The 13,996-nt window shown below is 64.3% G+C and carries 17 protein-coding genes; 15 read left to right on the forward strand and 2 right to left on the reverse strand.

The annotated features are described in order from the left end of the window. The first annotated feature begins 451 nt into the window (after positions 1-451). Together OG700_RS20730 and OG700_RS20735 are read left to right on the forward strand one after the other, a co-directional pair. Entirely contained in the window at positions 452-1,762 is a 1,311-nt protein-coding gene (locus tag OG700_RS20730) for an esterase/lipase family protein (RefSeq protein WP_405615717.1), read from the forward strand. Then, the gene (locus OG700_RS20735; protein ID WP_405615719.1) at positions 1,759-4,149 is read left to right on the forward strand and encodes a hypothetical protein; all 2,391 of its coding nucleotides are present in this window, start codon (positions 1,759-1,761) and stop codon (positions 4,147-4,149) included. The genes OG700_RS20730 and OG700_RS20735 overlap by 4 nt, the downstream gene beginning before the upstream one ends. A gap of 349 nt (positions 4,150-4,498) precedes the next feature. Here OG700_RS20735 and OG700_RS20740 read toward each other — a convergent pair whose 3' ends face one another. Beyond that, complete coding sequence (locus tag OG700_RS20740) at positions 4,499-5,593, reverse strand: DUF1152 domain-containing protein (RefSeq protein WP_405615721.1); 1,095 nt, start codon at positions 5,591-5,593, stop codon at positions 4,499-4,501. An 87-nt stretch (positions 5,594-5,680) separates the two neighbouring features. On the opposite strand from OG700_RS20740, the gene OG700_RS20745 reads away from it, so the two are divergent. The 3 genes from OG700_RS20745 to OG700_RS20755 all read left to right on the forward strand — a co-directional run bounded on the left by OG700_RS20745 (position 5,681) and on the right by OG700_RS20755 (position 7,975). After that, positions 5,681-6,421: a GntR family transcriptional regulator gene (locus OG700_RS20745; RefSeq protein WP_023540501.1), complete on the forward strand. Its 741-nt coding sequence runs from the start codon at positions 5,681-5,683 to the stop codon at positions 6,419-6,421. 351 nt (positions 6,422-6,772) lie between these two features. Beyond that, a complete protein-coding gene (locus tag OG700_RS20750; RefSeq protein ID WP_405621840.1) occupies positions 6,773-7,156 on the forward strand; it encodes an ATP-binding protein in 384 nt (127 codons plus the stop codon). A gap of 90 nt (positions 7,157-7,246) precedes the next feature. Continuing rightward, positions 7,247-7,975: a GntR family transcriptional regulator gene (locus OG700_RS20755; RefSeq protein WP_405615724.1), complete on the forward strand. Its 729-nt coding sequence runs from the start codon at positions 7,247-7,249 to the stop codon at positions 7,973-7,975. Positions 7,976-8,013: 38 nt separating this feature from the next. Here OG700_RS20755 and OG700_RS20760 read toward each other — a convergent pair whose 3' ends face one another. Further along, positions 8,014-8,532 carry a proline dehydrogenase gene (locus OG700_RS20760; protein ID WP_329077701.1) on the reverse strand — a complete coding sequence of 173 codons (519 nt, stop codon included), beginning with the start codon at positions 8,530-8,532 and terminating at the stop codon, positions 8,014-8,016. Between the two features lie 193 nt (positions 8,533-8,725). On the opposite strand from OG700_RS20760, the gene OG700_RS20765 reads away from it, so the two are divergent. The 10 genes from OG700_RS20765 (at position 8,726) to OG700_RS20810 (ending at position 13,992) form a co-directional block, all read left to right on the forward strand. Further along, complete coding sequence (locus tag OG700_RS20765) at positions 8,726-9,076, forward strand: hypothetical protein (RefSeq protein ID WP_329077702.1); 351 nt, start codon at positions 8,726-8,728, stop codon at positions 9,074-9,076. 5 nt (positions 9,077-9,081) lie between these two features. Continuing rightward, positions 9,082-10,455 carry an FtsK/SpoIIIE domain-containing protein gene (locus OG700_RS20770; RefSeq protein WP_405615727.1) on the forward strand — a complete coding sequence of 458 codons (1,374 nt, stop codon included), beginning with the start codon at positions 9,082-9,084 and terminating at the stop codon, positions 10,453-10,455. A gap of 88 nt (positions 10,456-10,543) precedes the next feature. Further along, positions 10,544-10,747, forward strand: coding sequence for a hypothetical protein (locus tag OG700_RS20775; RefSeq protein ID WP_329077704.1), 204 nt, complete (start codon positions 10,544-10,546; stop codon positions 10,745-10,747). Between the two features lie 5 nt (positions 10,748-10,752). Then, a complete protein-coding gene (locus tag OG700_RS20780) occupies positions 10,753-11,370 on the forward strand; it encodes a DUF2637 domain-containing protein (protein ID WP_405615729.1) in 618 nt (205 codons plus the stop codon). Positions 11,371-11,387: 17 nt separating this feature from the next. Further along, complete coding sequence (locus OG700_RS20785; RefSeq protein WP_405615731.1) at positions 11,388-11,573, forward strand: hypothetical protein; 186 nt, start codon at positions 11,388-11,390, stop codon at positions 11,571-11,573. Further along, positions 11,573-11,764 carry a mobile element transfer protein gene (locus tag OG700_RS20790; protein ID WP_405615733.1) on the forward strand — a complete coding sequence of 64 codons (192 nt, stop codon included), beginning with the start codon at positions 11,573-11,575 and terminating at the stop codon, positions 11,762-11,764. The genes OG700_RS20785 and OG700_RS20790 overlap by 1 nt, the downstream gene beginning before the upstream one ends. 12 nt (positions 11,765-11,776) lie before the next feature. Next, entirely contained in the window at positions 11,777-11,971 is a 195-nt protein-coding gene (locus tag OG700_RS20795) for a hypothetical protein (RefSeq protein WP_405615735.1), read from the forward strand. Between the two features lie 13 nt (positions 11,972-11,984). Next, positions 11,985-12,287, forward strand: a complete 303-nt coding sequence (locus OG700_RS20800) for a SpdD protein (RefSeq protein WP_405615737.1) — start codon at positions 11,985-11,987, stop codon at positions 12,285-12,287. Positions 12,288-12,440: 153 nt separating this feature from the next. Next, on the forward strand, positions 12,441-13,760 hold the full coding sequence (locus OG700_RS20805) for a replication initiator (protein WP_405615739.1): 1,320 nt from the start codon (positions 12,441-12,443) through the stop codon (positions 13,758-13,760). After that, positions 13,753-13,992: an excisionase family DNA-binding protein gene (locus OG700_RS20810; protein ID WP_405615741.1), complete on the forward strand. Its 240-nt coding sequence runs from the start codon at positions 13,753-13,755 to the stop codon at positions 13,990-13,992. Before OG700_RS20805 ends, OG700_RS20810 begins: the two co-directional genes overlap by 8 nt. Positions 13,993-13,996 lie beyond the last annotated feature (4 nt).

Here is a 13,996-nt window from a genome sequence, read left to right on the forward strand (position 1 = left end):
ACGGCCTACCGGTGGCGGCCGCGAGGCCGACCAACGTACTCTCAGGGGCTGGCCTGGTCGCCGCGCACGTACGCGGTCGAGCATGCGGACACCCTGGGCATAACGCTCCTGGTCACCACCGACCAGCCGCATCCGAGCAACTGGATCGATCGCGAAGCTGAGATGGTACGGCCGTCCGATGTTGCCGCGGCTGTTCTGCATGCACTGCGTGAGGGCTGGACTCCGACCGCTCCGGGGTCCGCGATTCATCTCGACCAGTCCGCCGGCTTCACACCCTTGCGCTGGTGCCCCGTAACGCGCTCGCCGACCACCTCCCCAGACTTGAATGGACCGTCCAGCAGGCTCCGGGCGCCACGACGAAACTGCGCCCGCACACGGCCCAGGCCCTCTTGAGCGGTCTCAGTGGGGAGTATGTTTCCTGTTTGACGGATGTGCATGGGGGGCGTGTGCGGTGGGTGATCAAGAGCAGCTGGCTGCCGTGTTCGTACACGGGTTCGCTTCGAAGGCGAAGACGTGGAGGAGTTTCGACGAAAGGATCTCCGAAGATGACGAACTGAGGTCAGTCGATGTGCTGCATTTGGAGTACTCCACTCACTTACCCCGTTCATTTTTCTGGCGCCCAGACCGTCGCCTACCGACGCTGAGCACTATTGCAGACGTCCTGCAAACTTTTCTGGAGACAGAAGCAGCCAATTATCGCCGCCTGGTCCTCGTATGCCACAGCATGGGCGGCCTAGTGGTACAGCGCTATCTCCAGCGTATGCTTAATCAGGGGCGAGGCGCCGAATTAGAGCGAATCCGGCGGGTGGTGTTGTTCGCTACTCCAAATGCAGGCTCGGATTTTGCGCGCAAAATGCGTGGGGATCTATTGGGTTCCCGTCACCCGCAGGAGCGAGATTTGCGCACATTGAATGAGGAAATTCGAGACACGCACGCTGCAGTCATCCGAGACGTAATCAATGCTAGATCGGTCGGAGAGAGGACATGTCCGATCCCGTTCTCCGTCTACGCAGGAGCTGAAGATAACATTGTGCCCAGAGCGTCCGCTCAGGGTTCCTTTCCAGAGGTCGGGGCGCTCCCAGGAGACCACTTCAGCATAATCAAGCCTGCTTCTCGCGATCATTGGTCGTACACGACGTTGCGCCGGCTGCTCCTGGAAACATCAGCCGATAGTGATCCGCCCGCCCAAGCAGCTGTCATTGTCAGTACTCAAATTGATGACCAGGTGTACCGGCCCCCACGTCAAAAAACTCCATCCACTGTCATTGTTTCGGAGTTGCGCACCGATTTTCACGGAACTCGGTGGGAAAGCGTCTATCATGACGTGCGAGAGCAACTGAGTTCGGCATCGATGGCAGTCGTTGATAAGTGGAGTTATCCAGACGCTCCTGTCGACGTGCTCATCACTGTGAGGTCCGCAGAAGCAGTCCTGCAGGAAAACTCTTCTGCTCGGGGCGCGGCGCTAAAAGTGTACGCCGAGCACGTGAGCAGCGGCGGAAAAATATTCGTCGGCATCTGCGCTGTAGGTGCAAGCTGGCCAGATGCCAAAACCGTCATCATCGAGTGGCTTCCAGCAGACACTGAGGGATCCTTCTATGTTGAAGGAGTGCCGGACGCCGTTCAGCTCTACTCAATCATGACCACCTGGATTCAGGCTGCCATTAATCGCAATTCAGTACACATGCGGGACGGTTCACGGATTGACCGTGTACTGGACCTCGCGCCAGACCCCTATGAAATTCCAGGGAGGAAACTGCTATGAATCTGGCGTGGATTATCGGAGTGCTGCGCCCGCTTGACATTGCTCCCCATCCTAACTTCAGAAACCCCGAGTACGATGCTGAACCCTACGCACAGCTGGCCGGGATCGTGTCGGGCGATCCCAGCCGCTGGTCTCATAACTCAACGGAGGGTGCAGAAGGGACTGTCAGTGTTGACCCGGGCGTGCGTTCTGCCGAAATGAGCTTGACCACCCAAGGAATTCGAACAGGTCTCGACGGACTGGTCCGAGAGGTCCAATCTGAAGCATCAATTGACCTTGCTCGATCGTGTGCCCTCGGCCTTCTCGCCTGTTGTGCGGCCGCTGAGCTAGACGAGTACGATAAATGTAACAGCATTCTGCAAGCTCTCCTCAACAAAACAAGCGTAGAGACGCCAGAGGACAAGCTAATCCGATCCGCTCTGTTGCAGCAGCAATGCCTTAGGTTCCGCGACTCTGGCATGGATCACATTTCCCAGACGACAGAGATCTTGAGTCTGCTTGACGAAATTGAGGACTCTCAGTTTTCAGAGTTTTCGATGAGTCCTGGCGTTTCAGTCAGCCACGCCGAGTCCCTCCAGCATGTGATCACAGCCCTCCGGCATGCCGCTTGGAGTCTTGTCCCCATGCGGCTTGTCGTCGATGGGACCGACGAACTTCCGCCGTCGCTTCCTACTTGGCAGCAGATGGTGCGCACTCAGAAGTCGAATCAAGCGCTCAAGATTGACCAGTTGCGCGCATCTGAGTATTCTAAGTTCGTTGAAGTCTCATTCAATCGAATGTTCCGCAATCAGACTCGTGTGATTGGCGGCAGGGGCGCTCCTACGCTCTTTCATGCAGCCTTGAATTATGAGCTGCTAGGTGATGTGGCAGTCTATCGACTCCGCAAAGAAAACGCGCTAATGAAACTAGTGCAATGCATGGGTGCTGTGCGTCCGAACTCAGATGAAGTTGCCGACGCACTGCGGCTTTTGAGGCATGCCAATGTGAAGTCTGAAATCGATCTCGCGGTTGAGCGTATTCGTGCTTCTGGCCCTCTGGATGCTTTGACTAAGGACTCAATGCAGATTTTGCAGAATCGCGCAGAGCCGCGCATGCTGCGAGCATCAGAGTTGCGCATTCTACGGGGTGCGGCAGACCTGATGACGCAAAGAGACGCTCAGAACGCTCTGTCACTCACCTGCCAAGCAATTGAAGCAGGGGGAGCTCAGCCAGCACCGGGGTCATCGCAACTGGACGTCGTGCGGCTTGAGGCTGCTTGGCTGACAGCTGCACGTCTAGCGAACATCGCTGAAGAAGATGACCAAATCGCACTTCTTCTGCTTCGGGCTGCAAAACAGGGACGCCCAGGCGATGAGCTATGGGACAAGGCGGTTGGTCGCTCGTTGCGAAATCTGAATTGGGAGAACGTCTCACTCCAAACACAATCGCGTTGGAATGACTTCTTTCAATCGGACAGCTCACGCATGACAGCAAGTCGTAGTGTTTTCGAGGCCTTGACGAGTAGTCAGGCGTTTCCGGAACAGGTAGCCCTGGAAGATCTAGAGGACGTTGCTAATCGCGTAAATTCTGCCATGAGTGGCGCTTCTATGAGCGCTTTGGAAATCTCTGCCTCGGTTGAGATTGTGAAGCAGTCGCTAGCTGGCATCAGGTCAGAAGCTTCCAAAGGGATGCGCGCATTCCGCGCGCTTGATCCGGCAGACGTTGCTGCGGCTCTGATTATCTATGCTGATGCGACAGTGCTTTGGCACGCACTTTCCGAATTCCTTGCCGACCAAAAAGTGCAGAGATCGGATAAGAGTGGAGCGTTTGACAGGCTGGCCTACCTGTCGACGGAACTCCCGCCCGAGGTAGCGGAAACCTTCCGTCTCAAATCTGAGGTTTTGCTTCAAGCGCCTGGTGGAGCGTTCGATGGTCATGTGGTGATTCCCTTCCCTGCGGCCCTGCGATTCCTTGCCTCTAGAGGAATCATCGGCGAGCCTGAGACATTCTCTCTAATCTCCCGAATGTCCGGGAGTGGAGAAGCAGAGTCGCGCGAGGAGGCAGCACGTACAGTAGCCACAATTACATCGTCGGTTGCTAGTCCATGGCTGCTAGCGCAATCCATGCAATTCAGCCACGATCCAGAACCCGCAGTACGAGGTCATGCAGCTAGAGCACTATCTTTTTTTGCTGCGACTTCATCAGAATTCAGGGAAAGCGCGGAGGGCCGCCTTGTTGAAATGATTGCGGATGAGGGGATTCTGGTTCCTCTTCTCGTTATTCGCCAGATGAGTCAAAACCGTAGTATTCCTGACTCGGTAAAGGAGGCAATTAGCTCCCTTATGGTAGATCATCCGTCGGTGACGGTGCGGAGGGAGGCTGGTGCATTGCTGGGCGAAGTTCGATGAAGATACGAGGTCGGCGGAGCGGCTTTGGGGTGGCGCTGCTTTGGCGCGAGTGATCATGGCCCCGTAAGCTTCCGGCGCGTCGGGCAGTTTGTGGACCTGCCCGATAAAGCACGACGTTGGGGCCATGATCTTCGAGGCTCGCGCCAAAGTGGCTCCGTAAAGCCGTGGAGCCGACTGCCCCAGCCACAGCGGGCTTTGGCCCGCCACTGGCGTTCGCTCTTCAGCTGCGCGACCGGCGTAGCCGGGGCCCGGAGCGGGGCGGAGACAGGAGCGGCGGGGCCCGGCGGGGAGCCGGGGAGCGCGCGGCGAGCGGAGCGAGGCGCCTTGAAACCGTAGAGAAAGTTGTTACTCAGGCTTCGGGGCGGATGCGCCAGAGCGGGGGTTGGTACTGCTCTGGGTGGTTGTTGAGCAGGAGGTTCCTGAGGTCCTGGCGTTGGTTGCCGTTGAGGTCGAGGGCTTCTGTGAGGTGGCGGAATGTCGTGTGGGTGATTCCGCGGCTGCGTGCCTTGGCCTCGAACTGGTCGAGTTGGTGGAGCGTCGTCTCCGGGTCGAGCTTCTGCTCTTGCCGGGTGCCGAGCCAACTGGCCTTGTTGCGCTCGTAGTCGATCTCGGAGTAGCCGCAGATTTCTCGGCTGTGCTGCTCTGCCTCTTCGAGTGTCTGTGTGGCGAGGATGGCTCGGGCGAGCTGGTTGCGGTTGAGAGTGTCGTCCAGGTCGGCTTCGTGGACAGTGGCGCCCTCGTCGGTCAGCGGAATTGGCAGGCCGGCATCTCTGACTTCGCACAGGCCGCGGAGCCCTCGTGCTGTGGCTGCGAGCATCCCTGTTGCTTCGGAGGGATGCCATTCCAGTACGGAGCTGATGGGCTCGACGTGTTCGGCGGTGAGGGTGAGGACGGTTGGGCCCATGCGGTCGTGCAGGAGGTCGGCGGGGAGTTCGCCGTCCAGGCCGGGGCCGGCGACCAGAAGCCGTACGGGTGCGTTGACTTGGCAGCAGGCAGCGAGGGGCAGCGCGTCGGCCAACGGGCTGCGGAGTGTGGGCTCGTCGCCGTGGGCGAGGATGTCGCCGCCGACGTCCAGAAGGTCGATCGACTCAGGCGCAAGGCGCTCGATGAGTTCTTCGAGCTGGCGCGTGATGCCCTCGGCGCCGTGGTGCGGGTCGATCAGGGCGAGTGTCTGGGGCAGTTCGGCTGCCAGCCGGGGGAGTGTCGATCCTGCGGGGGCTACTGGCCGGGCGCCCGCAGGCACAGCCTGGACGCTTCTGGTGAGCGGGCGCAGTCCGGTGAAATCGGCCGGCCCTCGTGGTCCCGGTAGCGGATCGATCAGCAGGCGGTCCCACGCGTACGTGAAGATCACCGCCGGGTCCGTATCGCCGTAGAGAGCGGCGTCGAGCATCGAGGCGGCGACTGCGTCGCCCCCTCCTCCTGCTGCCACGATCAAGCGGGTCACGCGCGCCAGCGTACGGGGAACCGGGCTAGCCACTCACTCTATAGTGGCCACTGGTAATAGCCACCTGGAGAGCGGGGAGGGGGTCGCATGCCGAAGATCGAGGAAGCCCAGCCCAAGTACTTGCAGATCGCGCACCACATCCGTGATCAGATCCTGCGGGGTGACTTGCGGCCTGGTGATGAGGTTCCGTCGGAGCGCCAACTCGCGGCCTCCTGGAAGGTGTCCCGGCCGACGGCCGCGCGTTCGCTGGAAGCTCTGAGTCATCAGGGCCTGGTCGAGAAGCGGCAGGGCTCGGGCACGTACGTCCGGAGCCTGGAAGTGAACCGCCGAGCCCGTGAGTTGTACGGCCGAGCCAAGCAGACAGGGAAGATCTACACGCCCGGTGAGTATGCGGTAATCACCTCGGCCGGCTGGCTGGAGGCGCCCGATTACGTGGCTGAGGCCCTGGGCTTGGCGGTAGGTGCCCGAGCTGTTCACCGTCGGCGTGTGACCAACAACGACTCGGGGCCCATCACTCTTTCCACCTCTTGGTTCGGGCCTGATGTCGGCGAGCGGGCGCCGAAGCTCCGGGACCCTGACCGGATTCGGGAAGGCACGCTCATGTACGTGGAGAGCGTGACGGGTCGGCAGGGCAGCTATGCCGAGGATCGGATGTGCGCCCGCTCGTCGACGGATGATGAAGCCGCTGATCTTGATTTGGCCCCCGGTGCAGCCGTGTTGATCGTCCATCACGTCGTCTACGACCTGCAGGATCGACCGCTGGAGTTCGCCGAAGCCACGTACCCGCCGGAGCGTTGGGCGTTCGAACAGGGCTACCCGATCGTGTAGTTGGGCGGTGTCTCTTTGCGTGAAACGCTTGCGACTCCAAGTGGCTAATGCCACTATCCAGTAAGTGGCTAAGGCCACTTACTGAAGGGGGCGCGGCTCGTGAGTCAGGGACATGCGGAGCCACGGCACGTGACGCAAGAGGCGGCGTGCCGTGCGATGCAGGGGTTGGGGCTGGAAGCGCGTCGGCACGCGTGCCTCCTTGGCGCTCTCTGTCGCTGACGCTCGCGCCCGTGTCACATCGAAACGGCGCTGCCTGGATTGCGGTGGCACCGGCAGAGAGGAGCGGTGCGAGTGAACGAGGTGGTGGATGGTCCTGAGGAGAGCGGCAAGGAGTTGGCGCTGGTCGGGAGCATGACGCTGTATCCGGTGCCTGAGTCGGTGGCACGCGCCCGACGTTGGTTCCGGAAGTTCATCAGCCCGTACACGCCGGCCTGCTCGATCGATGACTGTGTGCTGATGATCTCGGAACTCGTCACGAACGCGGTCTTGTACGGGGAGGCTGAGGACTCCTGGCGGGTGCGCGTCGAGTGTTGGCGGGTGGGGGAGTCCCTGCTCGTGGACGTGCACAACCCAGGATTTCCGGCCCAGGTGAGGATAAGGCGACCCGATGCCAACGATGCGCACGGGCGGGGGCTCCTCCTGGTCGACGCCCTGTCGGACTCGTGGAGCGCCGGCCCGAGCCGGTTCGGCGGCACGCGGGTCTCGTTCCGGATCGACGGTGCTTGGAAGCGCTGACCTGGTGACGCCAGGGGCTCGTGACGGCATGACGTCACAGGGGTAGGCTCCTTGACAAGTTGACTTGGCGGATTCCGACTAGGCGGGACTATGGCGTACGAAGTGGCCGCACCGAAGTACGTGCGGCTGGCGCAGACGCTCCAGGGTCGGATCAAGGACGGTACGTACCCGCCCGGCACGCTCCTGCCCAGTGAGAATCAACTGGTCCAAGCCTTCGGCATGTCCCGGCCGACTGTTGTTCGGGCTCTGGAGCTCCTGAAGCGGGACGGCTGGCTGGAGTCCCGGCAGGGGTACGGCACGATCGTCCGCGGGCGCCCGGAAGCGGTCGAGCAGAAGGACCAGCGCGGCCGTGAGGCGCTGGAGCGGGATGAATCCCGTGCGTCCGGTCGGCTGGTCCACGTAGGGCAGGCGCCCGTACCACCGCGCGTGGCTTCGATCCTCGGAGTGCCCAAGCGAGCCAAGGTCCTTGTGCGGCGGCTGCTGATCGAAGATGAGGGAGAAGCTGTCGAACTCTCCTCGTCGTACTTCCCCGCCGGCCTCTTGGACGGCACGGATCTCGGCGACTCGGCGCCGCTCGACGGGAGTCTTCGCGCGCATCTGGAGGCCCGTAAGAAGGTCCGCTTTGACCATGTGACCGAGCGCGTGTCCGCCCGGCTGCCCAGTGCGGAGGAAGCGGAGCACCTAGGCATGTCCACCGCGGATCCGGTGCTCAGTGTGCTCGTCGTCGCTTGTGACGTGTCAGGGCAGGCTTTGCAGGTCACGGATGTGGTGCTGCCCGGTGACCGGCAAGAGTTGGAAGACACGTATCGACTGGGCTGACGCTGCCTCTTAGCCGCTAGGCCGACAGTTGCGCGACTTCAGTCCGTGTTTCCCAGGACCGTGCGGGCGGTCAAGCGGAAGTCCTTGATCGTTTGGTAGAGGTCTCGTTCGCGCTCGGCTGCGAGAGCGCGGTCCTGGGCCTGCCGTGAGACTTGGCTGGTCCGGGCGTCCTCGACCATGCGGCGCATGACTTGGGAGAGCTCCTCGGAAGCGTGGGTGATGCGTCCGGCTGCTTCGGCGAGGGTGTGCGGTCCTTCGAGGATGACGACTTCCGCACGGCGATGGACCTCGCGGGCGAGGGTGACGAAGCGCTGTACGTTCTCGTCGACGTTGCTGAGCTCGGACTCGCTCTGCCGTAGGGCGTCGAGGATGCTGTCCATGGCTATGTCGCGATCATGGAGCGCGCTGAGGTAGCCGGCGTAGGCATCGCGGCGATGCTGGCGCCGCCACTGTTCGTGTTGTGCCCTCGCCTGCGCACGGCCGCTCAGAATTGTTGCCCCGAGGGTGGCGACAGAGCCGATGCCAGCGCCGAGAAGTGCGGCGATTCCTGCGTCCATGGTGGAAGTCTCGCTGATCCTTCGGACCGGTTCGTGTCGCCCCTGCGTGAACCGACAACACGAACCGAGTTGCTTCCAGATCGAGTTGAGCAGACGGGAATCGCTTGACAAGTCAACCTGGCATCTCTAAGTTTGAACTTGCTAAGTCAACCTGTCAGGTCATCTGGCGGGCCCTCAACGAAGGAGAAGTTCCGTGCGTGTGATCCGTGTCGAGACCTCGTCCGCGACGATCTTGATGACCGAAGCTCCTGAGCCGAAGGTCAAGGACCGGCAGACGGGGGAGATCGCCAAGGACGCGGTCAGTGGTGAGGCGCTGATGAAGGTTGGCGTCGTCTACATCGATGAGGGGGAGTCCTCGCTCATCGCCGTGACCGTTCCTCAGAGCGGTGTGATTGACGGCCTGGTGGTCGGTGCGCCGGTCGCTCTGCCTGGGCTCGTCGCACGGCCGTGGGAGAGCGTCTTCAACGGCCAGGCGCGGCATGGCATCGCCTACCGCGCGGCTGCTGTGACTCCGGGTGCCTTCCCGGCCGGACGGGAGAGCTGATCTCCGTGTCCGACGTTCTGACCGTGGTCGAGCTGGGCGGGGTGCTCGCAGCCATAGCCGGGCTGCTCTACGACAGGAAGGCGTACCCGGCGGTGTACTGGGTCTTCATCGGGCTGCCGCTGTCGGTGGTCCGGCTGATGGCCTCGTACGGCTCGACCATGGATGCCTGTGGGCTGACCGTCCAGCCGTCTCGGTTCCGTGCCGTGGCCGTCAGGGCCATGACGCGGCGAGAAGTACGCCCGGTGCCTCCCCGCCGGGGTCTGCTGCGGCCGACCTCGACGGGGCTGCGGGTCCGGCTTCGACTCGCTCCCGGCCAGGAACCGGCAGACGTGGCCGCCGCATCCGAACGGCTCCGACACGCTTGGGGCGTTCATGCGGTGCACGTCGTGAGCGTCAAGCCGGGCGTGGTCGAGCTGAGGCTGGTCGGCTTCGATGTGCTGCGGAGCGTGAGAATGCCCCGCCGGGTCGAGCGTGGCCTCCTGGCTGTTCCGGTGGCGCTTCGCGAGGACGCGACCGCGTTCGTTCGGGACTACCGGACCGTGCCTCACCAACTGGTGCTCGGCGCCACGTTGTCCGGCAAGTCCATGTTCCTGCGCAACCTGCTGACGGGTCTGGCGGCGCAACCTGTCGCCATCGTCGGCATCGACTGCAAGCGTGGTGTTGAGCTTGCTCCGTTCGCTCCACGGCTCTCGGCCCTGGCCACGGAGCCGAGTGAGGCGGCGGCTCTGCTGCCGGTCCTCGTCAAGGAGATGGAGGACCGATACGACCTGATCAAGGCCCATCAAGGGGGTGGTCCTGGTGTCCCGGACGCAGAGATCACCTCGGACATCTGGGGTCTGCCGGAAGAGGTACGCCCGGCCCCGATCGTGCTGTTCGTGGACGAGGTCGCCGAGCTGTTCCTTGTCGCCACACGCAAGGACGAAGACCGGCGCGACGAGATGGTGACTCAGCTGATCCGACTCGCACAGCTCGGCCGGGCGGCCGGCATCTATCTGGAGGTCTGCGGGCAGCGCTTCGGCGCCGAACTGGGGAAGGGCGCGACCATGCTCCGGGCCCAGTTGACCGGCCGTGTCTGCCACCGGGTCAATGACGAGGCGTCCGCCAAAATGGCCCTCGGCGACATCGCCCCTGAAGCGGTCTACGTCGCCGCTGCCATCGCTCCCGACCTGCCCGGCCTCGCCGTCGTCGGCGACTCCTCGGGCGGCTGGACCCGCATCCGGACCCCGTACCTGTCGCTCTCAGACGCTGCGACCCTCTGCCGTGGGACAGCCGAACTGATCCCCGACGTACCGGCGCTGAAGCCCTTCCAGCCGTACGTACCGTTCTTGCCTGTCGCGACACCGGTTCCGTTGACGAAGCCTCGTCCAGCTACCGGCTGACAACTCCCGCAGCACACCGGTCGGCGCGACCGCATCGCGCCACGTCCCTACCCCCTCCATGTCTGATGCCGAGAGGAAGTGATCAGAGGTGTCCAAACCCTCGATCAGTGAGATCGCCGCTTTCCTGACTGATCTCAGGGCCGTCCGAACTGGTGTCGGCGACCCTGCTGCACTGGCCGTCCGTAAGGCCGAGCTGCTGGAGCGGATCGCAGCGGCTTCGCCGGACGACATAGAGGCTGCTGAGGTCGCCCGTGTTGCCCGGCGGGCCGCCGATCTGGCGCGGGGCCAGTGAGCGCGATGCGCATCTGGAACCTGTCCGTTGACGCCGTACTGATCCAAGCGGTCATCGCCGCCGCCCTGTCCTTCGCGCACCTTCATGACCTGGCGGTGGCCGCCGGACAGGACGGCTGGAAAGCCTGGGCCTACCCGATCAGTGTCGACCTCCTCTTGGTGGCGGCCTGGAAGCGGCTGCGTTCCGGACAGTCCAAAGCCGCCGGGTGGTCCTGGTTCTTTATCGCCCTCGCCGCCAGTCTCGGCGCGAACGTCGCCACCGCCGGACTGCTCGACCTCGACAACGTCCCGGCCTGGCTGCGCATCACCGTGGCGGGTTGGCCGGCAGTCGCCTTCCTCGGCGGCACGCTGCTCGCCCACGGCCCGGCTACGGCACAGGCGGAAGCCGCCCCGGACGAAACCCCGGCGGACAAGGCCCCTGAGCTGCCACCCGCCCTCGATCAGGCCCCTGAACCCGCTGCCCAGCCTGCCGACCGGGTCCCGGCAGCCCTGGTCGACCACGCCCGAAAGGTCGCCGCGGAACACCGCACCCGCACCGGAACGCCCATCGACACCGACACCCTCCGCGCCCGACTCGGCGTCCCGGCACCGCTCGCCGCCGCCATCGCCGCCCGCCTCAACTGACCGACAAGGAAAGCCTCTTGCGACCGTCCACCCTCCGCGCCCTCCAGCGCGCTGCCGAACTGACCCGCCAGAACCACTTCACGGAGGCCCTGCTTGTCGCCGAGCCGGTGATTCTCACCGCCGACGACCAGGAGGGCGCCGAGATCCGTATCTGGCTCATCGAGCACACCGCCGACTTCACGGGAGAGAAGGGGACCAACTGATGCCCGCGCAACCGCGCTTCCGCCGTGTGACCCGTATCGGGCTCGTCCAGGTCGCCACGTACTACGACGACCGGGGCCGCGAGAAGCACACCACTGCCTGTACCGCTCCGCGCTGCGGCTTCTCCACGGAGTACGACGCACGCAGCGCCGCCGAGCTGGCCGCCCGCACCCACCGCTGTTCCGTCCGCTGACAGGAGCCGACCGTGACCGTTTCCCTGCCCCTCGTATTCGTCCTGGGCGTCGTCGCCTGGGCCGCGATCAAGTTCCTCGGCATCCGCCTCTGGGTGGCCGTCGTCATCGCCCTCTTCGGCTTCTGGCTCTCGGAAACCTTCCTCGCCCCGGCGATCGAATCCGGCACACGCACCGGAGTCGACGTCGTCAACGACACCAACGACTGAGAGGACAACCGCCATGCTGCTCCGTCCGAAACTGCCCGAGATCGCGCCCACCCCCACGACACCCGTGATCACATCGGCCGTTTCCTCCCGGCCTCATCACGCTCCGGCGAGCTGCTCGTGCCCGCACGTTCCGGCGTCCTCCGCCGGCCGTTCCGTCGCCCCGTACGTCGGGCTCGGAGTCGGGGCCGTCGTCGCCGTGCTCGTCGTCGGCGTGGTGCTGACGGCGCTTCTGGCCACCGTCGCGGTCACGGCCGTCTCCGTCTCCATCGCGGCCCTGGTGCTGCGCTCCCTGCTCAACGGCGCTCGCACGCGCTGACCGGCCTGCCGGGGCGGCCTCGATACCGCCAAGCATCCCGCCGCCCCGGCAGGCACGGAACCTCCCGATCACAGTCGAAAGGACAGCTCCATTACTACCGGACACGCTCCGCCTCCGCTCAAGGATCTGGGCGCGCTCGTCTCCTTGGGCAACATGCCCGCTCTCGTACGGCAGCTCCGCGGCCTGGGCGGCTGCACCCGCCCCGTACGCCTCGACGGACACCGCACGGAACACCAACTCGCCCCGCGTACGGGCGAGATCGGCCGCGCCCTCCATCACCTCGACTCAACCGCGCTCCCGGCCGGTCACCTCCTCGTGCGCTGTAACAACCGCCGGGCCACCCGTTGCGCCGCCTGCGCGGAGGTCTACCGCCGAGACACCTATCAACTGATCACCGCCGGGCTGCGAGGCGGCAAGGGCAACCCCGAGTCGGTGGCCGCCCACCCTCGGGTGTTCGCCACCTTCACCGCACCCGGCTTCGGTCCGGTCCACAACCGGCCGACGACCAAAGACGGTTCGAGGAAGTGCCGTTGCGGTGCCCGGCATGACGAAGACGCCCCCGAACTCGGCACTCCGCTCGACCCCGACTCCTACGACTACGAAGCGGCCGTGCTCTGGAACGCGCACGCGGGAATGCTCTGGCGGCGCTTTTCCATCTACCTCCGCCGCGAAGTCGCCAAGCGCGCCGGACTCACGCAACGGGGCCTCCCGCACTTCGCGCGAGTCTCCTTCGCCAAGGTCGCCGAGTACCAGAAGCGCGGCGCGGTCCACTTCCACGCCGTGATACGCATCGACGGGCCCGACGGCGCCCACGACTCGCCCCCGGCCTGGGCCTCGGCCGAACTGTTGACGGACGCGATCGGATCCGCCGCTGCCAAAGCGACCGTGACCGGTCCCGTCCTCGACAGCCGTGAGCACACCTTCGCCTTCGGCCGACAGCTCGACGTACGCCCCATCCGTTCCGCGGACTTCGATGGTGCGACCGAGCTGACCGACCGCGCGGTAGCCGCGTACATCGCCAAGTACGCGACGAAGGGCGCTGAGGCCGCGACCGGCACCCTGGACCGGCCGATCAGATTTCTCGCTGAGCTGGCGTACGCGCGCATTACCGATCACGCCCGGCACATGATCCGCACCGCCTGGCGGCTCGGCGCCCGCAAGGACCTGGCCGAACTGAGGCTGAGGGCCTGGGCGCACATGCTCGGCTTCCGCGGCCACTTCTCCACCAAGACCCGCCGCTACTCCACCACCCTCGGCGCGCTCCGCGACGCCCGAGCCGAGTGGCGCCGCGCCCAAGCCCTCGGCGTTCTGCCCGACGACCAATTTCCCGCAGAGCACGACCCGGGCGAGGAGACGACGTACGTCCTCGCGCACTGGGTCTTCGCCGGCATCGGACTTACACGCGGCGAGGAGTGGCTGTCCGCCTCACTCGCGCCCGCCCTCGGAACGGAAGGAGAACCCACCCATGGCTGAGCCGCCGGCCACGAACCCATCCGATGACCTCCTGATCGCCCTCGATCCGGCGCTGGCGCTGCTGACCGTCGAAGAGGCCGCGCGGCGACTCCGCATCGGGCGTACGACGTGCTTCAAGCTCGTGATCACTGGTGAGATCGAGTCCGTGACCGTCGGGCGGCTGCGCCGTGTTCCACCTGACGCGTTCCCCGCGTACGTGGCCAAGCTCCGTCACCCTGCCGAAGCAGCGTGAGGGC

This window comes from Streptomyces sp. NBC_01508, from assembly GCF_045040315.1.
Classification (GTDB): domain Bacteria; phylum Actinomycetota; class Actinomycetes; order Streptomycetales; family Streptomycetaceae; genus Streptomyces.